The organism is Thermococcus sp. JdF3, assembly GCF_012027495.1.
GTDB lineage: Archaea > Methanobacteriota_B > Thermococci > Thermococcales > Thermococcaceae > Thermococcus.
Map to the genome: position 1 here is coordinate 321,354 of NZ_SNUK01000001.1, position 22,046 is coordinate 343,399.

24 protein-coding genes are annotated in these 22,046 nt (G+C 56.8%); 12 read left to right on the forward strand and 12 right to left on the reverse strand.

Annotation, left to right across the window (positions count from 1 at the left end; all coding sequences use genetic code 11):
• Positions 1-82: 82 nt before the first annotated feature.
• A complete protein-coding gene (locus E3E42_RS01610; RefSeq protein WP_167902359.1) occupies positions 83-595 on the forward strand; it encodes a metallophosphoesterase in 513 nt (170 codons plus the stop codon).
• An 87-nt stretch (positions 596-682) separates the two neighbouring features.
• Entirely contained in the window at positions 683-1,534 is an 852-nt protein-coding gene (locus E3E42_RS01615; RefSeq protein ID WP_370519566.1) for a hypothetical protein, read from the forward strand.
• Here E3E42_RS01615 and E3E42_RS01620 read toward each other — a convergent pair.
• Positions 1,515-2,105 (reverse strand): hypothetical protein, encoded by a 591-nt coding sequence (locus E3E42_RS01620; protein ID WP_167902361.1) that lies wholly within the window; start codon positions 2,103-2,105, stop codon positions 1,515-1,517. The genes E3E42_RS01615 and E3E42_RS01620 overlap by 20 nt on opposite strands.
• Before the next feature lie 89 nt (positions 2,106-2,194).
• Between E3E42_RS01620 and rtcA the strand changes: the two genes are divergently transcribed.
• From rtcA to E3E42_RS01645, 5 genes are all read left to right on the forward strand, one after another.
• Positions 2,195-3,223 carry an RNA 3'-terminal phosphate cyclase gene (gene rtcA, locus E3E42_RS01625; protein ID WP_167902536.1) on the forward strand — a complete coding sequence of 343 codons (1,029 nt, stop codon included), beginning with the start codon at positions 2,195-2,197 and terminating at the stop codon, positions 3,221-3,223.
• A 63-nt stretch (positions 3,224-3,286) separates the two neighbouring features.
• Positions 3,287-3,475, forward strand: coding sequence for a hypothetical protein (locus E3E42_RS01630; protein WP_167902362.1), 189 nt, complete (start codon positions 3,287-3,289; stop codon positions 3,473-3,475).
• The gene (locus E3E42_RS01635; protein WP_167902363.1) at positions 3,457-3,861 is read left to right on the forward strand and encodes a type II toxin-antitoxin system VapC family toxin; all 405 of its coding nucleotides are present in this window, start codon (positions 3,457-3,459) and stop codon (positions 3,859-3,861) included. The genes E3E42_RS01630 and E3E42_RS01635 overlap by 19 nt, the downstream gene beginning before the upstream one ends.
• A gap of 266 nt (positions 3,862-4,127) precedes the next feature.
• Positions 4,128-4,379 (forward strand): UPF0175 family protein, encoded by a 252-nt coding sequence (locus E3E42_RS01640; protein ID WP_167902364.1) that lies wholly within the window; start codon positions 4,128-4,130, stop codon positions 4,377-4,379.
• On the forward strand, positions 4,376-4,867 hold the full coding sequence (locus tag E3E42_RS01645) for a DUF3368 domain-containing protein (protein WP_206205927.1): 492 nt from the start codon (positions 4,376-4,378) through the stop codon (positions 4,865-4,867). The genes E3E42_RS01640 and E3E42_RS01645 overlap by 4 nt, the downstream gene beginning before the upstream one ends.
• A 28-nt stretch (positions 4,868-4,895) precedes the next feature.
• Here E3E42_RS01645 and E3E42_RS01650 read toward each other — a convergent pair whose 3' ends face one another.
• The 8 genes from E3E42_RS01650 to shyB all read right to left on the reverse strand — a co-directional run bounded on the left by E3E42_RS01650 (position 4,896) and on the right by shyB (position 11,372).
• Complete coding sequence (locus tag E3E42_RS01650; RefSeq protein WP_167902365.1) at positions 4,896-5,741, reverse strand: TatD family hydrolase; 846 nt, start codon at positions 5,739-5,741, stop codon at positions 4,896-4,898.
• A gap of 9 nt (positions 5,742-5,750) precedes the next feature.
• Positions 5,751-6,068 (reverse strand): tRNA-binding protein Pbp11, encoded by a 318-nt coding sequence (pbp11, locus tag E3E42_RS01655; RefSeq protein ID WP_167902366.1) that lies wholly within the window; start codon positions 6,066-6,068, stop codon positions 5,751-5,753.
• 4 nt (positions 6,069-6,072) lie between these two features.
• Positions 6,073-6,738, reverse strand: a complete 666-nt coding sequence (locus tag E3E42_RS01660; protein WP_167902367.1) for a DUF257 family protein — start codon at positions 6,736-6,738, stop codon at positions 6,073-6,075.
• The gene (locus E3E42_RS01665) at positions 6,713-7,402 is read right to left on the reverse strand and encodes a DUF257 family protein (RefSeq protein WP_167902538.1); all 690 of its coding nucleotides are present in this window, start codon (positions 7,400-7,402) and stop codon (positions 6,713-6,715) included. Before E3E42_RS01665 ends, E3E42_RS01660 begins: the two co-directional genes overlap by 26 nt.
• A 112-nt stretch (positions 7,403-7,514) precedes the next feature.
• Positions 7,515-8,762 (reverse strand): NAD(P)-dependent hydrogenase/sulfhydrogenase 2 subunit alpha, encoded by a 1,248-nt coding sequence (gene shyA, locus E3E42_RS01670; protein ID WP_167902368.1) that lies wholly within the window; start codon positions 8,760-8,762, stop codon positions 7,515-7,517.
• Complete coding sequence (shyD, locus tag E3E42_RS01675; RefSeq protein ID WP_167902369.1) at positions 8,759-9,499, reverse strand: NAD(P)-dependent hydrogenase/sulfhydrogenase 2 subunit delta; 741 nt, start codon at positions 9,497-9,499, stop codon at positions 8,759-8,761. Before shyD ends, shyA begins: the two co-directional genes overlap by 4 nt.
• Complete coding sequence (gene shyC / locus E3E42_RS01680) at positions 9,496-10,371, reverse strand: NAD(P)-dependent hydrogenase/sulfhydrogenase 2 subunit gamma (protein ID WP_167902370.1); 876 nt, start codon at positions 10,369-10,371, stop codon at positions 9,496-9,498. Before shyC ends, shyD begins: the two co-directional genes overlap by 4 nt.
• Positions 10,368-11,372 carry an NAD(P)-dependent hydrogenase/sulfhydrogenase 2 subunit beta gene (gene shyB, locus E3E42_RS01685; RefSeq protein WP_167902539.1) on the reverse strand — a complete coding sequence of 335 codons (1,005 nt, stop codon included), beginning with the start codon at positions 11,370-11,372 and terminating at the stop codon, positions 10,368-10,370. Before shyB ends, shyC begins: the two co-directional genes overlap by 4 nt.
• Before the next feature lie 167 nt (positions 11,373-11,539).
• Between shyB and nuoE the strand changes: the two genes are divergently transcribed.
• From nuoE to E3E42_RS01700, 3 genes are read left to right on the forward strand one after another with little or no spacing between them, the layout of a single operon-like run.
• A complete protein-coding gene (gene nuoE, locus E3E42_RS01690; protein ID WP_167773839.1) occupies positions 11,540-12,004 on the forward strand; it encodes an NADH-quinone oxidoreductase subunit NuoE in 465 nt (154 codons plus the stop codon).
• Complete coding sequence (nuoF, locus tag E3E42_RS01695; RefSeq protein WP_167902371.1) at positions 11,997-13,799, forward strand: NADH-quinone oxidoreductase subunit NuoF; 1,803 nt, start codon at positions 11,997-11,999, stop codon at positions 13,797-13,799. Before nuoE ends, nuoF begins: the two co-directional genes overlap by 8 nt.
• A 1-nt stretch (position 13,800) precedes the next feature.
• Positions 13,801-16,659 (forward strand): NAD(P)-binding protein, encoded by a 2,859-nt coding sequence (locus E3E42_RS01700; RefSeq protein ID WP_167902372.1) that lies wholly within the window; start codon positions 13,801-13,803, stop codon positions 16,657-16,659.
• 300 nt (positions 16,660-16,959) lie between these two features.
• On the opposite strand, the gene E3E42_RS01705 is transcribed toward E3E42_RS01700, so the two are convergent.
• Positions 16,960-17,862, reverse strand: coding sequence for an asparagine synthetase A (locus tag E3E42_RS01705; protein WP_167902373.1), 903 nt, complete (start codon positions 17,860-17,862; stop codon positions 16,960-16,962).
• Positions 17,863-18,061: 199 nt separating this feature from the next.
• Between E3E42_RS01705 and E3E42_RS01710 the strand changes: the two genes are divergently transcribed.
• Complete coding sequence (locus E3E42_RS01710) at positions 18,062-18,643, forward strand: Flp pilus assembly complex ATPase component TadA (protein WP_167902374.1); 582 nt, start codon at positions 18,062-18,064, stop codon at positions 18,641-18,643.
• Here the strand turns inward: E3E42_RS01710 and E3E42_RS01715 are convergent.
• A complete protein-coding gene (locus E3E42_RS01715; protein ID WP_167902540.1) occupies positions 18,636-19,421 on the reverse strand; it encodes a hypothetical protein in 786 nt (261 codons plus the stop codon). The genes E3E42_RS01710 and E3E42_RS01715 overlap by 8 nt on opposite strands.
• 29 nt (positions 19,422-19,450) lie before the next feature.
• Positions 19,451-20,605 carry an alanine--glyoxylate aminotransferase family protein gene (locus E3E42_RS01720; protein ID WP_167902541.1) on the reverse strand — a complete coding sequence of 385 codons (1,155 nt, stop codon included), beginning with the start codon at positions 20,603-20,605 and terminating at the stop codon, positions 19,451-19,453.
• 163 nt (positions 20,606-20,768) lie between these two features.
• Here E3E42_RS01720 and E3E42_RS01725 point away from each other — a divergent pair, with 163 nt between their 5' ends.
• A complete protein-coding gene (locus tag E3E42_RS01725) occupies positions 20,769-21,950 on the forward strand; it encodes an MFS transporter (protein ID WP_167902375.1) in 1,182 nt (393 codons plus the stop codon).
• Positions 21,951-22,046: the final 96 nt, after the last annotated feature.

Here is a 22,046-nt window from a genome sequence, read left to right on the forward strand (position 1 = left end):
CTACCCCAGGATGCTCTTAAAGTTTGCCGAGAGATGGATAAGCCTATAAGCCCCGCCGCCCTATTCCAGCGCAGGTGAGAGCATGCTGATAGGTATAATGAGCGATACCCATGACAACCTCCCGGCAATCGCGAAGGCGGTCGAGCTGTTCAACGGAAGAAACGTTGAGCTGGTCATCCACGCGGGCGATTACGTTGCCCCATTCGTTGCCAGAGAACTCAAGAAGCTCCGGGCACCGCTCAGGGGTGTGTTTGGCAACAACGACGGCGAAAGGAAGGGCCTCTACGAGGCGCTGGGCATCTACGATGAGATACTCGAAATCGAGGCCGACGGAATGAAGATTGCCGTAACCCACGGCACCGACGAGCGCATCGTCCGCGCGCTGGCCAGGAGCAGGCTCTACGACGTTGTCATAGTCGGCCACACCCACCGCTATGAGATACGCGAGGTGGGCAGGACCATACTCGTCAACCCCGGCGAGGTCTGCGGCTACGTCACAGGGGTGAAGAGCGTCGCCCTGCTCGACACCAGGAAGAGGGAGGTGCAGATAGTCAACCTCGACACCGGGGAGCTCCTGGGCGCAATGAGCCTCTAAAGAGCGCCTCTAAAGCGCCCCTGGCTGGTTGCCGAGCTTCCTGCCTCTCGATTTTTGCCCGTTGAATCAGTCAGAAACTAACCGGCGATGGGTATGGAGGATATACTGATTCCGAAGGAAAGGCGCGACGCGGTTGTGCTGATAGGTGTGGATCGGTCCGGGAGCGTCGAGTTCATAAAGGTCTACGCGGTCAGCGAGGAGAAGGCAAAGCAGACCCTTGAGGAGTTCTTCAGCGCGAAGGGTCTGTTCCCCAGCGACTATCGCCTCGTGAGCAGGGGAAGCGAGGAAACCGCGGGGAAGGTGGCAATAACAACGCGGAGTGAGTCATCTCTGGGTGCATCCCTCTCGAGGCTTGGCCTCCGCCTGCTCTCGAACGGTGTGCTGTACCTTGAGGGGATCGATAGGGTCTACCAGTTCACCCTGGTGAGCGAGGACCTCTACCGCAGGATAACCTCCGAGAAAGCTGGAGGACGGGGCCTGGAATCTGAACCGCAGGCAATACTGCCGGAGGACGTTCTCTCCCTCGGCCTGGATACGCTCGTGGAGAACCTGCGGGGGATTGAGCTGGATGAACTCCTGCCAGAGGGCGCGGTTCTTCTGCGAGAACCCCCCGTCGATAGGGTCGCCGAGATTCTGGCGGAGGCGAGGGATTACCCGGTTGTGGTTGAGACGAAGGATGCCGGGAAATACGGATTCCTTGAGTTCCCGGTCGTACTCAGGCTCCCCCCTCTCTCGCCGGACGAGTTCGCCGCCGAGCTGTCGGCGATGCTCGGCTTCGAGGTCGGCGCGGGATACTTCCTTGACTACCCTCCTGAGAAGCTGGGCCTGAGGAACGCAAAGGCCCTCGCGCGCCTCGTCAGGGTGCTTGTGGAGAAGAGGGGTCTGGGCGAGAGGGAGGCCCTGGCCCTCGCGGTGCGGCTCAACCTTGGAGAGCCTTGAAGTATCGAATCACTGCCTCCCTGAATTGGGGATTGTTCTTTCCGAGGGCCGCGTTTATCAGTCCCCGGAGCTTTTCGTCCTCCGCGATGTAAACAAGCAGAAGCCCCCGGTCCGGGCTAAGCCCGTCGAGAAACTCCGTTCCTTTCAGCAGACCCTCACTGCTTCCGGTGGTTTTTTCAAGCTCCACTATCCTCTCGAGGTACGGTTCAACTTTCTTTCTCCTCGCCTCAAACTCCAGCCAGTCTATCGCCAGCCTCTCCCCGGGGAATATGTGGCGTCCGGGACTTTCTATATAGGGCCTGAGAACGTCCCCGAGCTTCGAGCCCAGCATCTTCCTCCGGAACCGTTCAATGGCCCTATAGTCGTTTTGAAGACGCTTCTTGTCCACGAGGTCGAGGGAGTCATAGAGTGCTATCCCCGTCAGGTAGCAGAGGGCGGCGAAGGGAATATTCGGAAGGGTAACCTCTTTCCTCCTTACCCTGACGAATTTTCCCTGTCTCCTCGCGGACCCCTCCAGGAGCATTCCCAGGGGATAGCTCATGCTCTTGATGCAGAACTCAAGTTCGTCCATACTCACACCGCCTGAAATTCGTTCCATGGAGTAAAAGCCTTTCGGCAAGGTTTTTAGCGGTCCCACCGAAACTAATAACGGTGAGAGGGGTGATAGTGATAGACGGTTCCTACGGTGAGGGTGGAGGGCAGATACTGAGGACCGCCATAGCTCTCTCCGTCATCACCGGAAAGCCCGTTAAAGTCGTCAAGATTCGCGCTAACAGGCCAAACCCCGGTCTAAGACCGCAGCACCTCCACGGAATTCTGGCCCTGAAGGAGCTGAGCGGCGCGAGGGTTAAGGGTGCTCAGGTTGGCTCGACCCTTCTTGAGTTCGTCCCTGGGGAGGCAAAGCCCCGGCGTATTCGTGTACCCATAAAGACCGCCGGGAGCGTAACCCTCGTTCTCCAGGCACTGCTGCCGGCGATGGCATTCATCGGTGGAAGCTTTGAGATAACCGGCGGAACCGACGTCCCCTGGAGCCCGCCGGTCGATTACCTGAAGAACGTAACGCTCTACGCCCTTGGGAAGATGGGGATTAAGGCCGGGATGGACCTCAAGAGGCGCGGCCACTACCCGAAGGGCGGCGGGCTGGTCACCGGAAGGGTCGAGCCCTGGGAGGAGAGGAAACCCCTGAAGGCCGTCGAGTGGGGTAGGATAGAGCGCTTCGCCGGGATAAGCCATGCCACCAATCTACCCCCCCACGTCGCCGAGAGACAGGCGAGGGTTGCCGGGGGAAGGCTCGGGGAGCTTTACAGCGTCCCAGTCGAGATAGAGACAGAGGTATCGCGCTCACTTGGGCCGGGAAGCGGTATCGTCCTCTGGGCGGAAACCGATTCGCTGAGGCTCGGTGGCGATGCCCTCGGAAGGCGCGGTAAACCTGCCGAAGTTGTCGGCAGGGAAGCCGCCGATGAGCTTCTCGACCAGCTGACCGGCGGAAAAGCGGTTGACAGGTTCCTCGGCGACCAGCTGATACCGTTCCTGGCCTTCGCCGGCGGCGAGATGGGGGTTGCAGAGGTCACCAGCCACCTCGTCACAAACGTCTGGGTTGTGGAGCAGTTTCTGGGCAAGATCTTCGAGGTGGAGGGAGAAATCGGTGAACCCGGAATTGTGAGGGTGGTGAAGCGGGCGGAGGTTTAACGCCAGCGTTGCGTGGCGAAGCGGTTAAATACAACCTCTTCCAAATCATCATCGGGTGCGGAAATGGAAGGCATTGAGTACATATATGACGAACACGGACGGATCAGGGGTGTTATCATCCCCCCGGAGCTGTGGGAGAAATTAAAGGGTGAACTCTTTGAGCCGTCGAGGTACAGGGGCATATACCGGGGTAAGAGAGAGATAGAGAAGAGCCTGAAGGAGCTGAGGGACGAATGGGAGAGGGGTTTCTAATTGACACGAACATTCTCATCTACTACCTCGCCGATGAGATACCCCCAGAGGAGCTTCCAAAAGTCGAGGACATCCTGAGAAGCAGTTTCAACGTCTCGATAATCACGAAAATCGAGTTTTTGGGGTGGAGGGGACATACCCCCGAAGGTTTTGAGAAGTCTAGGGAGTTCATCGGCTTTGCCCATGTTATACCCCTGACCGACGAGATAGCAGAGCTGGCGATTGAACTCAGGCGGAGAGGCAGAATAAAGCTCCCGGATGCTGTGATAGTGGCCACTGCCCTCCACCATGATTTAACACTCGTGACGAGGAACGTCAAGGACTTTGAAGGGATCGAAGGCCTCAGAATCTACAACCCCTTCGAAAAGGTCGATGCAAAGGATTAGCTCCCCTTCGCCTTCTTCATGCCGATTTCGACGCCTTTGGCGATGCTTTTTGGGGAGTTCCTTGTATCTTTCCCTGTAGCTTTTTCAAGATGTAGAGGCCGTAGAGTGTGAGTTCAGCTGACATAATTGAAAAAGCAAAGAACATAAACCCCGTAAATTCTGAAGAGACTTCGAGATCACTACAGATCCATTTCCCTCCCCCCGGAGGGTATAATACTGGGCGAAGCGGTTAAATACCGTGAGGCCAACATTAATCCGGTGGGATAATGGGAAAGAAGATAGTGGTTGAGCTTCCCTCAATGGTCAAGATACCCGATGAGGAGGTAGAGATGAGGGTCAAGATCGAGCTTGCGCTCCGTTTGTACGAGAGGGGCATACTGTCCTTCGGACAGGCTAGGAAGCTTGCCGGAGTGAGCAAGTGGGAGTTCATCGAACTCCTTGAGAAGGAGGGAAGAGGAATACCTTACGATGAAGAAGAGCTTGAAAGCGACCTCAAGGTTCTGGAGGAGCTCTCATGAGGGTTGCCGTGAACTCCTCGCCGCTGATATTCCTCGCCAAGCTTGGACTCCTTGATGTGCTTGGGAAACTCTTCGATGAGGTTTACGTAACCGACGCCGTTTACTGGGAGACCGTTGTCGAGGGCGCGGGGCGGGAAGAGGCGATATTGATTGAGAAGGCAGATTTCCTCAGGAGAGCCTCTGTGGAGAACCAGCACCTCGTAAAGTTCCTTCTGGAGCTGATAGACTATGGGGAGGCCGAGACGATAGCGCTGGCCATCGAGAGGAAACTCGATCTGGTCGTCCTGGACGATAAGGATGCCCGAAAGGTTGCGAGGGGCTTTGGCCTGAGGGTTACGGGGACGCTCGGAATTCTGCTCCTGGCGAAGAGACGGGGCCTGATTTCTGAAGTCGCCCCCTACATCGAGACGCTCAAAAAGCATGGCTTCAGGATCTCTGATGAAGTTGTCAAAAAGATACTGGAGAGCGCTGGAGAGAATTGGCACTGAAAATAGGGCTAAACAGAATTTTGATGACCTACTCCTCCATCTCCACCCCGTAGACCTTCCTCGGGTTCTCCACGTGGATCTTGTAAACGTCCTCCTCTGTGAATAAGCCGTTCTGAAGGAATGCCTTCGTTCTCTTCGGCACGGTCTTCGGCCCGAGAACAGCCCCGGGACGGCGCTTGTCGTCTATGTAGTCGGTCTCCATCATGAAGCGGTTGCCCTGCTCTATTGCCGCTTTGATGTTCTTCCTGCTCGCGATGATGCTCGGGAAGACTCCGACCTTCTCGGCCACCTTCACGAGGGGCGGCGAGAAGTGTTTGACGACCTTATACGGCTTTATTCCAACTTCCCTCACGTACTTCCCAAGCTCCCTGAACTTCTCCTCGTCGAAGCTCTCCGTGTGGAGCTGGACCGCGCAGTCGGCTTCCTTGGCAAGGCTCATCCCGTACTTCATCAGCTCGATGCTCGCCCCCCAGATTTCCTCGCTTACCTCGTAGTGGGGCCTGCCTATCTCGCCTATGGCTATGGCCTTTCCCTCCATGCACAGCCTCTGGGCGTATTCGAGTGCCTTCATGACCTCGTTTTTGGCGTATTCAAGACCCTTCTGCTCTGCCAGGTAGACAAACTCCGCGGGGTGTACGCCAACGACGGCATAGGCTTTAACCGGCGTTTCTCGGTTGATTCTCTCGACGAGCCCGATGTGGAAGTCCATCGCCTTCATGAAGTCCTCTGTCCTCAGCCCTGGAAAGCCGTAGTCGTGGGCCGTCTTGTAGACAACCACCAGGTGGGTTCCTCCTGCCCTGTGGAACTGCTTCACTGCCTCAAGGAAGAGCCCCTTGTAGGGGTCAACGTGGAAGTGGTCGTCCCAGATTATCATGCCATCACCTCACGACTGGTAAACTTCTATGATTTCACCCTCTTTGACCTTCAGCGTTCCCTCGAGAACCAGGGCCGCTTCGTCGTGCTCCACGACGAAATCTACCTTCCTGTTCTGGAGGTGTATCTCCCTCACGAGCGCTATTCCCCCACCCTTGAGCTTGTAGCCTGGGTATATGACGCCCTCAAGCACAACGCCGCCCAGAACCTGCTTTCCGAGGACGTATGTTACCCCAACCACCTGGAACCTGCCCGCGGGCTTTCGGGAGGCGATCTGAACGTCTCCCCTGTTTCTGGCCCTGCCGAACAGCCGGTCCAATATTCCCATGCTCTCACCTTGCACTCCCGTCCAGGTATGCTATCATGTCGCCGTCGACTATCTGGAGGGTAGGCCCCTTGACGAAGACGAGGGCGTGCCGCCTGTTCCGCAGCTGAATCCTTACGACGGTTGTGGCTATCTCCTCCAGCTCCGGTATCGGGTTGGTTCTGAGGGCGGAAACCACACTTCTGTTCAGTATGTAGAACGAGACATGGCTCTCGTCCCCAAGCCGCTCCTTTATGGCTCCGGTCATCATGTAGAACTCGCGTTTGCTTTCAAAGAATGCGAACAGCCTTTCTATGCCGAGGGTTATGTGTATGTATCTCTCACTGGGGGCGGCTTTTTTGAGGGCCGCTCTGTGCCGGCTTAGATACCTGGCGGCGTCGCTCTCTATGCCTATCCTCGCCACGACGTTTCCGATGCTCTTGACCCCGCCTGTTTTTATGACGCTGACGTCTGTAAAATCCTCGTCTATTCCAAGGAACCGGAGATGTTCCCTGACTACGTGAAGTGAGTCCAGGATGTCGTCCACGTAAACGGGTACCCCCTTCTTTCTTCCGTACTCTGCTATCAGACGGGTCATCAGAGCGGTCCCGTAGGGGGATTCGTTCTCCACCAGAATCACATCGCCGAAAAAGACGCTGTCCAGGTACTCATGGACCCTTTCCGTGGAAAGCATCGAGCATCACCTCCAGGCTCACCTCGTACTCCCTCCCCAGGAGTTCCCTCACCGGTGTCTTCAGGAAGGTGACCTTTGCACTGACCGGGGTGGGGGTTATCTCCACAACGGTGCTCGCTATGTACTCCAGTTCCGGCAGGGGGTTGAACTCCAGGGTTGAGGCCACCTCCGTGTTCATCAGGTACGCCGCCTTTCTCTTTGTGTTTCCGAGCATCTTCTGAAGTTCAGTTATGAACAGATAGTACTCCCTGGGGCTGTTGATGAAGGCAAAGAGCCTTTCCAGGCCGAGGACAATGTTTATGGAGTCGTTAATTTCGGCGAGTGCGTTTTTCATGGTCTCTTCGTACTTTTTTATGTAAACAAGCGGCTCCGAGCTGAACTCCACACTGGCTATTACGTTTCCAACGTTTATCCTGCCGCCCGATTTCACGACGAGTGCATCGTTGAAATCCTCCTCGATTCCCCAGAACCTGAGGTGCTTCTGGATCACATGGAGGGAATCAAAATTATCGTCTATGACTATCGGGACGTCCCTCTTCCTCCCATACTCCATCAGCAAAAGAACGAGGAACTCGGGTGCGTAGGATGGATGGTACTTCACGAGAACGCTCTCCCCTGACTGTACCATATCAACTATTCTGAAAAGCTCCTCGAGCTGCTCCATAGTTCTCACCGTTCAGAGTTTTACCATGGGATGATATAAACATTTTGGGAGAATCTGAGGTTTGTGCACTGGATTTGAGGTTTTAGACTAAATTAAAATAAAAAACAACGCTTCAGAGCTTCACCAGGTGCACTGAGCAGGAGATGCACGGGTCGAATGCCCTGACGGTCTCCTCGAGTCTCTGTATCATGGCCATCTCGTCAGCCTCGCCGTAGAGCTCCCTTGCCTCTTCCAGCAGGCTGGCCTCCATCATCGCGTGGTTCAGCGCGGTTGGGGTTATTATGTTAGAGTAAGCGACCTTGCCGTTGCCGTCTATCCTGTAGTGGTGTATCAGAACTCCCCTCGGCGCCTCCACGTAGCCTATTCCCTCACCCTCCCTGGCTTCAACAGGGACGTTCTCCCCTTTGATGCCCCTATCCAGAAGAACCTTGGCTATCTCGTTTGCCCTCTCAAGGGAGTAAACCAGCTCTATCGCCTGGGCGAGGTTGTTGTAGCTCACGTACCCTGTGGCAAGCTTGTCTCTGTGCTCCTCGAAGAGCCTCTTTGCCGTGGGAGTCAGCATGTCCGCCTTGAGGAGGAGTCTTGGGAGGGCGCCAACGAAAAATGGTTCCCCCTTATAGCGGCTCTGCTTTGCGAAGCTGTACACGAGGGAGCGCTCCTCTATCCGCTCGGTGTAGTGGAACTGTTCTCCCTCCTCCGATACCAGCTTTTCGCCCCAGAGGTAACCGTCGGTGGCGACGAAGTGTTCCGCCCGTGCGCCGTACGGGTCCAGCTGGGCGAAGAGCCTTACCGCCCTCCTGGCCAGCCTGAGGAGTGCCTCACTTTCCTTCTCCACCCTCTCAAGCTCTTCCACGGAGGGATACCTGCCGAAGCCGCCTGGCTTGACGTTTATACCGTGTATCTCCCGGCCGCCTACCAGCACCCTTATCCTGTTGCCGAAGGACTTGAGGGCCAGGCCTTCCTTCACAAGCTCGCCGTGTTTGGTCGCCATCCGTATAGCATCGGGATACCCAAAGACGTCGGGGGCAACGAGGAGGTATAGGTGCAGTGCGTGGCTTTCCAGCAGTTCGCCGATGAGTCCGAGCTCCCTGATGAGCTGAATCTCCTCCGGAACCTCCACGCCGAAGGCCCTCTCAATGCCCAGAACCGAGGCGACGCTGTGGGAGAGGTAGCAGATGGCACATATCCTCGCTTCGAGATCGGGCACGTCGTAGTAATGCCTGCCAAGGGTTAGAAGCTCGAAGAACCTCGGTCCCTCGATGATCTTAAGCCTGACGTCCTTTACCTCCCCGTCCTCTATGACGATCTCCGCCTTGCCGTTGCCCTCAACCCTCGTAAACTCGTGGAGTTCTATTATCATGGCTCCCACCTCGCGAAGGTCTTGAACTTCCTTATGATGTATTCGTCATCGTAGCCGAGCTCCCTGAGTACCTCGTATTCGCCCGCGGGGTTCACTTCTCCGGGCAGCGGACCGCGGCAGCCGATGCATCCCAGACCCGAGCGCACGCAGACCGCGTTGCAGCCGCCGTAGGTTATCGGGCCGAGGCAGGGGAGGCCCTTCTTCACCAGCACGCACTCGTATTCATTGAGCTTGCACTCGAGGCAGACGGGGTAGTCCTTCCTGACGGGCTCGATGCCCTTGGCGATGTCCAGGAGCACCTGATAGACCTCGTTCTTGTCGTAAGGACAGCCTGGGAGCGCGAAATCAACTGCCACATACTCCACCACCGGCTTTGAATCGAGGGCACGCATCGGATTGCCTTCATCTCCGTAAACGGCCTTCAGCTTTTCTCTGATTGGCAGCTCAACGCTGGCCTGAACCGAGCCGTGGGTTGCGCAGGTTCCGAGTGCTATCAGGTAATCGGAGTGGTTCCTCGCCTCCTTGAGCAGGTTCAGGTCGCGCTGGGTCGAGACTGTTCCGGTAACGAGGGCGACGTCGTAGTGGTTTCCCTCGCTCAGACTGGTTGCCATGTGGAACTCGGTTATCTCGTAGAACTCAAGGAGGTCGAAGAGCCTCTCGTAGAGGAAGAGCATGTTCAGGGCACAGCCACCGCAGTCGGTAAGCTCGAAAACCCCCAGCTTGAGCTTGTCCATCATATCAACCCCCTCGTGGAGAGAGCGTCCCAGTAGGTGAAGACCGGGCCGTCCTGGCAGATGTACTTCATGGAGACACTTGTTCCGACGACGCAGTGGCCGCATTTGCCGACTCCGCAGCGCATGCGCCTTTCAAGGGTCATGTAAATCCTGCCCGGTGAGAGCTTCCTGTCCAGGAGCTCCTTTATGACGAACTTGTACATGACCGGCGGGCCGCAGATGAGGGCGTATGCCCTGTTAACGTCAAACTCCTCTCCCCTGAAGAGGTCGGTAACGACGCCTCTGCAGACCCTGTCCGAGAACCCCTGCTCTAGGTAGATGCACGATGGGCTTTCGACCTCGTAGGCCAGCTTTACCGAGCAGTTCATGGCCTCACCGTGCTTGAGGAGGTGAATTATCTCGTCGCGGAAGAGTATGTCCTCGTAGGCCTTGGTTCCGTAGAGCAGCCAGACGTTCTCGTATTTGCCGGTGTCGATGGCGTACCAGAGCACCGAGCGGAGGGGAGCCATTCCAAGGCCACCTGCTACAAGAATCAGGTTCGAGCCCTCCATCTTTTCCATCGGGAAGCCGTTGCCGTAGGGCCCGCGGATTCCTACTACGTCCCCTTCTTTCATTTTGTGAACGAACTTGGTCATTCTGCCGACCTTTCTGATGCAGAGCTGGAGGTAGCCCCTCCTCGTGGGTGAAGAGCAGATGCTTATCGGGAACTCTCCGAAGCCGCGGATATCGACTATGACGAACTGCCCGGGCCTGAAGTCGAACTTGGCCTCGACCTCTGGGTCGAGGAAGCGCAGGGTGAAGAGTTTCTCCCTCGATGTTAAGTCCTTCACTTCGAGAATCCTTGCGTCGTACGTCTGGTACGGGTTCTCGCTCATTTCAGGGACCCCCTAACCTCCTCAAGAACTTTAACGTGCTCTATCTTCGCCGGGCAGAACTCGTCGCAGCGGCCGCAGCCGACGCAGTTGTAGCCCGAGGAGGGGTCAAAGTAGCTCTTGCAGTAGTAGCGGTGCCTGAAGCGGTCCAACCGCGTGGGCCTGAAGTTGTAGTTGCCCGCAACGAGCCCGTGGTTCTCCATGAAGCAGGAGTCGTAGCGTCTCTCGCGCACCGAGCTGTAGGCGTCCATCCAGCGGTCGCAGACCTCGTAGCAGCGGCAGGTCGGACAGACGAGGTTGCAGTTGCCGCAGGCGAGACATATTTCGGCGTACTTTTTCCACACCGGGCTGTTGTATGCCAAATCGAGCATGTCGGCGAGGCCCTCCTGCGGGACTTCCTTCTGGAAGGCCTTTGCACGTTTTTCTTCGAACTCCTTGAAGTTGGCGAGGTCTTCGTCGGTCACCTCCTCGAACAGCTCGCCGTTCTCCCAGACTATCTCGTGGCCGCGGACGCTTCCGATTCTGACCAGCCAGCCGTCGGGAAGCTCGTGGAGAAACAGGTCGAAGCCGTCCATTGCGAAGTGTGTCCCGAGGCTCTTGCAGAAGCAGTACTCGTCGGGCATACAGCTTATTCCTATTATTAAAGTCTTCTCGCGCCTGCTCTTGTAGTACGGATCGGCCGGCTCGTCGAGGTATACCCTGTCGAGTATCTTAAGACCGTGAATGTCACAGGAGTGGAGCCCGAAGAGAACCGTCGGTTCCGCTTCAAGGTTTTCTTCCCAGTGGCCGTTCTTCAGCCTGAGAATAGCCTCTTTGGGTCTGAAGAAAAACTTCTTCGGCGGAAGCATGGTTCTGTTGTAATCCAGGGCTATCTCCGCCGGGTCGTGCACTTCCTGGAAAGAATAGATGCCCCCTCTTTTGACCGGGGCATAAACACTGCCCCAGGCCTCAAGGGACTTGAAGAACTTCCCAAAGTTTTCGGAGGGCAGTTTTATATATCTCAAGGGCATCACCGCCTTAAATGGGATTACATTTTTAAGTTTGTAAAGAATTGATTTAAGAATTTTTCAAACGAATGGTTACCAACCAGATGTTACAAACTTGTACTTTAGTGCACGCTTATAAACATTAAAGTTGAGACTCTTTTGAGAAAATCCCGTGGTGATGCGAGATGGAAGCCTCGTTCGATTACATGCGCTCTTATCCGCCGGAACCGAGTTCCCTAATCCCTCTTCTCCAGAGAACCCAGGAGCGCTTTGGCTACCTTCCCAGGGAGGCCCTTGAAGAGATTGCGAACTACCTCGGGATTCCCCTCAGCAGGGTCTACGGGGTCGCGACTTTCTACGCCCAGTTCCGCTTCGAGCCCCTCGGGAAGTACGTCGTCAAGATCTGCCACGGAACTGCCTGTCACGTCAACGGTGCCGTCAACATAGCGCAGGCCATAACCGAGGAGCTCGGGATTGAGGAGGGTCAGACGACCGAGGACGGCCTTGTAACGCTGGAGCGCGTCGCCTGCCTCGGCTGCTGCAGCCTTGCCCCGGTGATAATGATAAACGAGAAGGTCTTCGGCAAGCTGAACCCTGACAAGGTGAGGAAGCTGATGAGAAAGCTCAGGGAGGGGAAGCTCGATGTCTGAAATCAAGGCCATAGCGGTCGGCATGAACTCCTGCGGTATAGCGGCTGGAGCCAAAGAGACGTACGAGGCGATAAAGGCCGAGCTTGAGAGGAGAAACCTTGATGTGAAGCTCAAGATAGTCGGCTGCGTTGGCATGTGCTACCGCGAGCCTCTCGTGGACATCATCACCGAGGACGAGATAATCACCTACGGCCACGTCGACCCGAAGAAGGTTCCGAGGATTATAGAGGAGCACGTCATTAATGGAAAACCCGTAGAGGAGTGGGTGGTCAAGCGCGACTGGTGGGAGAACGGGGAAAGAAAGACGTGGGACGTTGACGGCTACTTTGCCAAGCAGAAGAAGATAGTGCTCGAGAATTCGGGATACATTGACCCCGAGAACATCGATGAGTACATAGCTGCTGGCGGCTACGAGGCCCTCAAAAAGGCCCTCAAGATGGAGCCCGAGGAGATCATCGACGTAATCATGAAGTCAGGCCTGAGGGGAAGGGGCGGAGCGGGCTTCCCGACGGGGCTGAAGTGGAAGTTCGCCCGCGAGGCTAAGGGCGACGTCAAGTACATCGTCTGCAACGCCGACGAAGGTGATCCTGGAGCCTTCATGGACAGGAACGTCCTTGAGGGCGACCCGCACAGGGTAATAGAGGGCATGATAATCGGCGCCTACGCGATTGGAGCAACCAAGGGCTTCATCTACGTTCGCGCCGAGTACCCGCTCGCGATAAGGAGATTGAAGATAGCGCTGAAGCAGGCGCGCGAGATGGGATTCCTCGGCGAGAACATCCTTGGCTCGGGGTTCTCCTTCGACATCGTCATCAAGGAAGGTGCCGGGGCCTTTGTCTGCGGTGAGGAAACCGCTCTGATAGCCTCGATAGAGGGCAGGCGCGGAATGCCGAGGCCGAGGCCGCCGTACCCGGCTCAAAAAGGCCTCTGGGGCAAGCCCACGAACATCAACAACGTCGAGACGTGGGCAAACGTGCCGTGGATAATAAAGCACGGCTGGGAGGCCTACGCCTCAATCGGAACGGAGAAGAGCAAAGGAACGAAGGTTTTCGCCCTCTCCGGCAAGATAAAGCACGGCGGAAACGTCGAGGTTCCGATGGGCATGACCCTGAGGGAGATACTCTACGATATCGGCGGCGGGACGAAGACCGGTAAAAGAATAAAGGCCGTCCAGCTCGGCGGTCCTTCAGGTGGCTGTATCCCGGAGTACCTCTTTGACACTCCCGTTGATTACGAGAGCGTCAACGCAACCGGTGCAATAATGGGAAGCGGCGGAATGGTCGTCATGGACGAGGACACCTGTATGGTCGATGTCGCCAAGTTCTTCCTGGACTTTACCGTGAAAGAGTCCTGCGGGAAGTGCACCTTCTGCCGCCTCGGAACAAAGAGGATGTGGGAGATTCTGGACAAGTTCACCCAGGGCAAGGCCACCGAGGAAGACCTTGAGAAGCTCGAAAGGCTCGCCTACCAGGTCAAGGCCGGCTCTCTCTGTGGTCTCGGCCAGACCGCCCCGAACCCGGTTCTCACGACAATCCGCTACTTCAGGGACGAGTACATGGCCCACATCGAAGGAAAATGCCCGGCCAAGGTCTGCAAGCCACTCATAAGGTACGTTATAATCGCCGACAGGTGCACCGGCTGTACGGCATGTGCGATCTTCTGCCCGGTGAAGGCGATAAGCGGCGAGAGGCTCAAGCCCCACGTCATCAACCAGGACGAGTGCATCAAGTGCGGGACCTGCTACGAGGTGTGCCGGTTCAACGCCATCGAGATAGTCGATGCGGGGGGTGAGTGAGATGGTCAAAATCATAGTCAACGGTAAAGAGCTTGAAGCTCCCGAGGGAAAGCCGCTCATAGACTTCCTGCGTGAAATCGGGGAGCACATCCCGGGCTTCTGCTACACGAACGAACTCGACCCCTACGGCTCGTGCAGGCTCTGTCTCGTTTCAACGCCCAGAGGAGTGACAACCTCGTGCACGCTCAAACCAATGGAAGGGCTGAAGATAGAGACCCTCAGCGATGAAGTCGTCTCAATGAGAAAGACCGCGCTGGAGCTCATCCTCTCGGACCACTACGGCGACTGCATCGGCCCATGTCAGGATGGCTGTCCGGCGCACAGCGATGTTCAGGGCTACCTGGCGCTCATAGCGATGGGCAAATACCACGAGGCTGTTAAGCTGATGAAGGAGAAGTACATTCTCCCGGCGGTTCTCGGAAGGGTCTGCCCTGCCTTCTGTGAGGACGCCTGTCGGAGGAATCTCGTGGATGAACCTCTGGCGATAAGGCAGCTCAAACGTTTTGCCGCCGACTACGACCTCGAGCACGGCCCGTGGATGCCGGAGATACCGCCCTCGACCGGGAAGAGGATAGCCGTCGTCGGCGGGGGGCCAGCTGGCCTTGCCTGCGCCTATTACCTCAGGACCATGGGGCACGAGGTTACGATAATCGAGGCCATGCCCGAGCTCGGCGGAATGATGCGCTACGGGATTCCGCCCTACAGGCTCCCGAGGGACGTTCTCGACAAGGACATCGCGACAGTCATCGGGACGGGAATAGAGGTGAAGACCAACACCGCCCTCGGAAGGGACGTTACCCTTGAAGAGCTCCGCGAGAGCTATGATGCCGTCTTCCTCGGCGTCGGCGCCTGGAAGAGCAGAAAGATGGGAATTCCGGGCGAGGAGCTTGAGGGAGTTATGCACGGCATAGAGTTCCTCCGAAAGGTCAACACCGGCGAAAAGGTTGAGCTCGGCGAGCGCGTGGTAGTTGTCGGCGGCGGAAACACCGCGATGGACGTGGCGAGGACGGCTTTAAGGCTTGGAGCCAAGGTTACCGTCGTTTACCGCCGCTCAAAGGCCGAGATGCCCGCCAACGAGAGGGAAGTCGAGGAGGCGATGGAGGAAGGCGTTGAGTTCATGTTCCTCACCAACCCGGTCAGAATCCTTGGAGACGGCAGGGTCGAGGGAGTCGAGCTGGTGAAGATGAAGCTCGGCGAGCCGGATTCGAGCGGAAGGAGGAGGCCGATACCGATAGAGGGTTCGGAGTTCCGCGTTAAGGCCGACAACGTGATCCTCGCGATAGGCCAGTACTGTGACGAGGAGTTTCTAAAGGGCCTCGGCATCGAGGCGAAGCGCGGGAAGGCCCTCGTTGATGAGGTGACGCTGCAGACGAGCATCCCCGGTGTTTTTGCCGGTGGAGACCTCGTCCTCGGGCCCTCAACCGTCATCGAAAGCATAGCGACGGGGAGAAGGGCCGCGATAATGATAGACCTCTACCTCAAGGGCAAGCTCGATAAGGCAAAGGCGGTCCTCACCGAGCCGGAGAAGCACATAGAGGAGGTTCTCAGCGACGACGACCTGTATAGGGTTCTCTTTGACCTCAGGCCCTACAACCACTGGAAGAAGGTCACGGAGAAGGACTACGAGGACGTGGAGAGGCTTCCTCGGGCCAAGGTCAAGCTCCTCGAACCGGAAAGGAGGAAGAAGACCTTCGAGGAGGTCGAGCCGGCCTTGAGTGAGGAGGAGGTTCTGAAGGAAGCCCAGCGCTGTATGAGCTGCGGCTGTATGGAGGTCTTCCGCTGCAAGCTGAGGGAGTATGCCACGCTCTACGGTGCCGAACAGCACGCCTTTGAGGGCGAGGGGAACAAGTTCGAAATAGACGAGAGCCATCCCTGGGTGACGCTCGACAACAACAAGTGCGTCCTCTGCGGCCAGTGCGTCAACTTCACCCATGAGGTCGCTGGAGAGGGCGTCCTTGACTACCTGTTCAGGGGCTTTGCCACGAGAATCGGGCCTCCACTTGGAGAGAGCCTCGGAAACATGGAGGGCAGGTTCATCGGGGAGATGATTGACGTCTGCCCCGTTGGGGCCATAACCGAGAAGCTCCCCTTCGTCAAGCCCGGCCCGTGGAAGACGAAGCCGGTAAAGACCGTCTGCAACGGTTGTTCCTTCGCCTGCGAGATGAACGTTGAGGTCTACGACGGCATGCTCGTGAGGGCTTCGAGCATAGCTGACTCATGGAACAGGCATATCTGCGACCACTGCAGGTTTGACAGGCCCTGGGCCGAGGATTTAACCCAGCCGCTTCTCAACGGAAAGCCCGTAAGCTGGGAGGAAGCCAAGAAGTTCCTCGCCGAGAGGAGCTATGCCCTGATTCTGACGCCGGAACTCACCAACGAAGAAATTGCTTGGCTCAAGGAGTTCGCGGGGAGGAACGGTATTCCGATAGGCTCCACTGTCGAGGGCGGCCTCTCCACGGCTACCCTTGATGACATTAGAAACGCCAGGAGGGTTCTCCTGAAGGCCAGCCCGGAGAAGTTCCCGCTCCTCAGGATACTGCTGAAGGGCAAGGAAATCGTTGAGGAGAACTATGATCTGGCTGTGCTCGAGGGCCCGGCGGAGCCGCTCGAAGTGCCAACGCTGATCCTGCACGAAGGCGTCAACGCGGCCGGAATCATCAAGGCGGGCATCAGGGGAATCCCGGAGAGCGAAGCCTACGTGGTCATAGGCAGGCCGGCGAAGGAGCTACCTGGAGATGTCCTCGTGATTCCGGCCGGAGTGTGGGCAGAGAAGAGCGGAACCGTAACCAACGCCTTCGGAATGGAGCTGAAGATGGAGAGGGCGAGGGAAGGCTACTCTCCCCTCGAGCTTTTCTCGTGATTCTCTTTTCTCTTTGATTACTCCGCACTCACTCTCCCAACCCCGAACAGCGCCTCTGGGAATATCTTAATGTCCCCCTCCGTGTTCTGACCTCTTCCCCGCCCTGAAGGGCGAGGCTTTCAAAAGAAAATGTAAAGATGCGGTGAGGCCCTTATTCCGTAGTGGTCGAGGACGCCGCGGTGGCTGACTGGATTTTTAATGTTGTGGCGTTTTCAACTTCTAAAACCGGCTTTTCTCGTGAAAATATCCTAGAAAGTGGGGAAGGAGGGTTAAAGGCTTTTGGACGAAAATGGAACGGTCTCAGATCACCGCCGGAACGCCCGGAATCCTCGGAAACGGCTGGACTTCGGCTATGTGTTTCGCCCCCACCATGTAGCGGACGAGCCTTTCAACTCCTATCCCCGCTCCGGCGCTCGGCCTCAGCAGGCCGGCTTTAGCCACCTCCAGATAGGGCCTGAAAGCCTCGAGGCTTATGCCGGCTCTCCTCATCTTCCTGACGATGACCTCGTACTCCCACTCCCTCTCGCCGCCGCTCGAAACTTCACCGTAGCCCTCCGGCAGGTAGAGGTCGTAGTTCCTGAAGTGGCCGGGTCTTTCCGGGTCTTCCCTGTCGTAGAACTCCCTTTCGATGTCCGTGACCCAGAAGGGTTCCTTCATAACCCTGCTGGCCTCGTCCTCATCTCCGAACTCTGCCTTTATCTCCTCCAGCGTGAAGCGCTTGAAGGGCGGCTTAACCCTGGGCACCTCCCTCTCGAGCCCCCAGCCCCTGGCCTCCTTGAACAGTCCGCCTATAAGCCCCTCTATTAGGCCCATTACGTCGTCCATGCTCGCGCCGGCCATCTCAAAGTCCAGCTGGGTGAACTCGTAGGCGTGCCTGCCGTCGTCTGCCGAGCGACCTTCGAGCCTGATGTTGGGCGAGAGGACGAAGAGTCTATCGATGCCCATCGCAACCGCCATCTGCTTGTGGAGTATCATGCTGTGGGTCAGCCTCAGCCTGGAACCATAGACCTCGACTTCAGGCGGCTTCAGCGCCTCTTCTGCGGCCGGATCGGGCCAGAGGGGGTCGGTGATGGAGCTGAGCATCACTGGGAGCATCCACTTGAAGCCCTCACTCACCATGTATCCTGTCATATAGTCAATGACTCTCGTCTGAACTTCCATAACCGGTTCAATTTTTCTGGTCACAATTTGGAGAGCGTTCATATTTATCACCTAATTTTTGTCACTGACTTTCTCCTTTATGGCCTTTGTGCAAAAACTTTTGGATTTTGGGCAAAGTATGACATTTGATCCCAGTGCTTTTTGGATATATGACAGTATACTGGGCTTTATTTGACGTTCATCAGAGCCCTGCGGCGATAGCGTTATAACGCCGGCCGAGAACCCTGTATGGTGGTAAAACATGGGAGTGTACATATTCACGCCTGAGGACCTGATCCGCTACGGCGCCGCAACCGAGGAGCAGTTTGAGGTTCTGAAGAACGCGATTCTCTCCAAGAAGGACATCCTCGTGGTTGGTTCCAGCCGCTCCGGAAAGACCAAGCTGGTTGAGGCGCTGATGCACTTCATACCCGGCGACTGGAAGGTGGCCGTTATAACCGCCTACGGGGAGTTCAAGCCCTTCAAGCCGAACATCGTTGTGGTGGATACTCAGTTCGACAGCCAGCCCCTGGAGAGGCGCACCTCGGAGGTTATCTCAAAAATCAAGGCTCTGAACCCGGACTACGTCGTCATCGACACCATCCACACGGTAGATGTCGCGAGGATATTCCGCGAGCTTATAGACGACTACGCATTCATAGTGACCTCCCTCGCGCTGACCGACGACATAAAGGACGAGGTCAGGCACTGGCTCAGGATAAGCGGTGAGACCTTCGACAAGTTTGACGTAGTCGTCGAGCTCAAGAGGGACTTCAGAACCGGCAGAAAGAGCATAAACCGCATCTATGAGGTAAAGAACGGGGAGCTCAGGCCCGTTATTTAGAGCGTCCTTTCAGCCACTCCTTTACCTTTCTCCAGCCGTCATGGATTTCGTTTCTGACCTTCCTCTGCTGCTCTCTTGTGAAGTAGCCCTTCCTCCAGGCTGCGAACATCACCCCGTTGAATGCCAGGGTCGCCACTATTGCCAGGAAGAGGGAGTCGAAGGTTATGCCGGCCATCGAATACTGGGTTCTCCTGAACATTCCGAGGGCAACGTAGTCGTCCGGGGTCATGTGCCTCATGGGGAGCACGACCCTCTCCGTCCCGTTTTCGGGCAGGAGGGACAGCATGTGGTTCCAGGTAACCACGTAGACCTTCACGTGCGTCCCGTTGGCGGCGCAGTCGGGGACGACAGTGTTCTCCTCGATCCAGAGGCAGCTGCCGTTATCGAGGAGCTGTCCGTTGACGTTGGTGTGCCCGTAGGTCTGGAAGTAGAAGGTTCCGTTGTCCGGGTTCACCTGTACTACCTCTATGTCCTGCGTCGCCCCGCCGTAGACGAGGCCGCGGAAGAAGCGGTAGAGCTTGTCTATGAGCGAGTTGCTGAAGTACTCGTCCTCCCAGACGATGTAATAGTAGATGACGCCGTCGTAGTCCACCATGTAGAGGATTCCGACGGGCTTGTCGTCCGGGGCGGTGTAGACAACGGGGGTGTAATGGTCAACCTTATCGCTCTCCCCGGGCAGGTAGCCCTCCATGGAGTAGCCGCTCGAAGCTAAGCCGACGAACCAGAATATGAGGAAGTTGAGAACGAGCCACGTGGTTATCCACTTCTTCGAGACCATAACATTCACTAGGATAAAAAGAAGGGGGCTCAGCCCTTAAGCTTTTCTATGACCTCGCGGAGGTTGGCGAGCATTTCCTCGATGTCCTCGAAGGTCATATAGCCCATGTTTCCAATGCGGAAGGTCTTCTCGGCCACGCTTCCGTAGCCCTTGGCCAGCTCGAAGCCGCGCTCGCGCATCGCGTTGTAGACGTCGACACCCTTCATTCCTTCGGGGACGACGACGGCTGTAATGGTCGGGCTCTCGTAGCCGGGCTCGGCCAGGATTCCGAGGCCCATCTCCTTGACTCCCTCGCGTATCATTTCGCTCCTCTTCCTGTACATGTCGAGCCATTCTTTCTTTCCGCCCATCTTCTCGACTATCCTGAGGACAACGTTGAGGCCGAATATCTGCGGAAGCGGCGGGGTCGAGGGGGTTCCCTTCTTCTTGCCGTTGAACTTCTTGTAGAGCGGCAGGTCAAAGTACCAGCCGCGTTCGGGCATCTTCTCGGCTATCTCAAAAACGCGCTCGCTGACGGCGGCGACGGCCAGGCCGGGCGGGACGCCAAAGGCCTTCTGGGAGCTGGCGAATATCATGTCGAGGCCCCACTCGTCGAACTTTATGTCGGCACCGCCCATCGCCGAGACCGCATCGACGAAGAGCAGCTTGTCGTGCTCGTGAACGACCTTTGCCAGCTCGGGGAGCGGGTTGAGGACACCGGTTGAGGTCTCGTTGTAGGTTATGGTTACCGCAACGACGTCGGGGTTCTTTCTGAGGGCCTCGTCGAGCTCCTCCGGCTTGATTGCGTATCCCGGCTCCTTCCTCAGGATGACGGCTTCCCTGCCGTTGGCGTTGACGACATCGGCAAACCTGTCCCCAAAGGCGCCTATCGTCGTGACCAGGACCTTTCCTCCCCTTGGCACGGTGTTCCTGACGGCTGCCTCCATGAAGCCGGTTCCGGAGCTGGGGAACATTATTATCTCGCCTTTCTCGGCTTCAAGAAAAGCCTTGAGTCTGTTGAGGGTGTCAGTGTGAACCTCCTTGGCTTCGGCCGAGCGGTGGCTGAACATCTGAACGCTCATTATGGCGAGAACCTCGGGGAAACATGCGACGGGGCCGGCGGTAAAGAGCCTGTACTTCGGCTTGACGAGCTCGTAAACCTCCCTGTAGGCTTCTTCATACTCCATTTCGAACCTGAGTTCCATCAGCATCACCTCGGCGGGAGTTGAGCCGGGATCTATAAAAGGGTTCTCCCAGGCTTTGCGGGGGGTTTCTGAAGCTTTTTCTGTGGAGGATTGAAGGGTATGAAAAGCCTTCGACACCGCCAAGACTTTTAAAGCTTCACACTAACGTTTAGAAGGTGGTCTGATGGAACATAGACGCCTGGCTGGGATAGTCCTCCTCATAGTCTCTGCCTTCACCGGCACTATAGCCTTTCGCCTCGCCACTCCGGCGATAGCATTCTACACGCGCGACATACTCAAGGCCTCGATGCTCTCTGTCTCGATAGTCTCGATGTCGTTCGTGCTTGCAAGGGCATTTTCGTCCGTCTTTGGCGGGCTGATGCTCGAAAGGGGCAAGAGGCTCGTCTATATCGGCGCGGTGGCAATGATGGGAAACGCCCTGGCGGTTCAGCTCTACCCCCTCACCTCAACGTGGGTTCAGGTCGCCGGAATAAAGCTCCTTAACGGTTTCCTCAACGGTCTGAGCTGGCCGATGGCTCAGTTCGTCATAGCCGTGGCGACCCCGAAGGAGATAAGGGCGAGGGTGACGGCGGTGTACTTCTTCTTCGGCAGCATCGCTTCCCTCCTTGGAAACTATGTCTACGCCTATACTATAGACCTCGGCCTTGGGGGCCAGATGTGGATTTCCTCGGCCTTCTTTGTCCTCACGGGCCTGATAATGGTGGCGAGCTACGTCCTCCTCTACGAGAGAATAACACCGAGGAGAAAGAAAACTCCTGATGGAGAGAGGCCGAGCCTCGACCCGAAGCGGGTTCTAATCATCGCCTCGCTGATGGCGGTTATAGTCGCGTTCACATCTGGCGAGATAACCTACGTTTACGTCTCCGAGGCCCTGGGGATGGAGAAGGCGGAGACGGCAACGCTCATCGGCTGGGCGGGCTTTCTGGCCGCCATGCTGAGCTACTTCGCCTCCTGGGTCGCGGACGTGAGGAGCGAGAGGAGAATGGTTCGGCTCACCTCCCTGATGGCCGCGCTCTCACCGATCCTCGCGGCGATAAAAACCGCCCCAACGGTCTTCCTCGGGATCTTTCTGGCACTTTTCGCCTTCCAGAGCTTCAGACCGGTGTCGAGGAAGGTTCTCGCCTCCTACCATCGCTCATCGCTGGCGATTGGGGGTGTAAACGGAGTCCAGAACCTATCGACCTTCCTCGGGGGAATGCTGTTCGGCTTCGCCTACTCTCTGGGCGAGCTTCACGGCGTCGTAACGCTCAACCTCGCCCTGCTGACCTTCCTGCCCTTTTCAATCGGGCTGATCGTGGAGGGATTGAAGCTGCGTTCTGGGCTCGCCGTGGAGGATGCCCGCTAAACCCCCACTTCATGACGTTGTATAACAGTTGCTGAAATTACTTAGAAAAAGAAAAACCTAAAAGCATCAAATGATGTATAAATAATCGGGTGGGTC

Coding starts and splice junctions, on each gene's coding strand:
- E3E42_RS01645 (WP_206205927.1), top strand. CDS start 4,376: ATGAGGGTTGCCGTGAACTCCTCGCCGCTGATATTCCTCGCCAAGCTT.
- E3E42_RS01710 (WP_167902374.1), top strand. CDS start 18,062: ATGGGAGTGTACATATTCACGCCTGAGGACCTGATCCGCTACGGCGCC.
- E3E42_RS01725 (WP_167902375.1), top strand. CDS start 20,769: ATGGAACATAGACGCCTGGCTGGGATAGTCCTCCTCATAGTCTCTGCC.
- shyC (WP_167902370.1), bottom strand. CDS start 10,371: ATGAGCGAGAACCCGTACCAGACGTACGACGCAAGGATTCTCGAAGTG.
- E3E42_RS01630 (WP_167902362.1), top strand. CDS start 3,287: ATGGAAGGCATTGAGTACATATATGACGAACACGGACGGATCAGGGGT.
- E3E42_RS01650 (WP_167902365.1), bottom strand. CDS start 5,741: ATGATAATCTGGGACGACCACTTCCACGTTGACCCCTACAAGGGGCTC.
- E3E42_RS01660 (WP_167902367.1), bottom strand. CDS start 6,738: ATGCTTTCCACGGAAAGGGTCCATGAGTACCTGGACAGCGTCTTTTTC.
- E3E42_RS01620 (WP_167902361.1), bottom strand. CDS start 2,105: ATGGACGAACTTGAGTTCTGCATCAAGAGCATGAGCTATCCCCTGGGA.
- shyA (WP_167902368.1), bottom strand. CDS start 8,762: ATGATAATAGAACTCCACGAGTTTACGAGGGTTGAGGGCAACGGCAAG.
- E3E42_RS01705 (WP_167902373.1), bottom strand. CDS start 17,862: ATGAACGCTCTCCAAATTGTGACCAGAAAAATTGAACCGGTTATGGAA.
- pbp11 (WP_167902366.1), bottom strand. CDS start 6,068: ATGGGAATATTGGACCGGCTGTTCGGCAGGGCCAGAAACAGGGGAGAC.
- E3E42_RS01665 (WP_167902538.1), bottom strand. CDS start 7,402: ATGGAGCAGCTCGAGGAGCTTTTCAGAATAGTTGATATGGTACAGTCA.
- shyD (WP_167902369.1), bottom strand. CDS start 9,499: ATGATGGACAAGCTCAAGCTGGGGGTTTTCGAGCTTACCGACTGCGGT.
- E3E42_RS01715 (WP_167902540.1), bottom strand. CDS start 19,421: ATGGTCTCGAAGAAGTGGATAACCACGTGGCTCGTTCTCAACTTCCTC.
- E3E42_RS01700 (WP_167902372.1), top strand. CDS start 13,801: ATGGTCAAAATCATAGTCAACGGTAAAGAGCTTGAAGCTCCCGAGGGA.
- E3E42_RS01720 (WP_167902541.1), bottom strand. CDS start 20,605: ATGGAACTCAGGTTCGAAATGGAGTATGAAGAAGCCTACAGGGAGGTT.
- E3E42_RS01635 (WP_167902363.1), top strand. CDS start 3,457: ATGGGAGAGGGGTTTCTAATTGACACGAACATTCTCATCTACTACCTC.
- E3E42_RS01610 (WP_167902359.1), top strand. CDS start 83: ATGCTGATAGGTATAATGAGCGATACCCATGACAACCTCCCGGCAATC.
- E3E42_RS01640 (WP_167902364.1), top strand. CDS start 4,128: ATGGGAAAGAAGATAGTGGTTGAGCTTCCCTCAATGGTCAAGATACCC.
- E3E42_RS01615 (WP_370519566.1), top strand. CDS start 683: ATGGGTATGGAGGATATACTGATTCCGAAGGAAAGGCGCGACGCGGTT.
- nuoF (WP_167902371.1), top strand. CDS start 11,997: ATGTCTGAAATCAAGGCCATAGCGGTCGGCATGAACTCCTGCGGTATA.
- nuoE (WP_167773839.1), top strand. CDS start 11,540: ATGGAAGCCTCGTTCGATTACATGCGCTCTTATCCGCCGGAACCGAGT.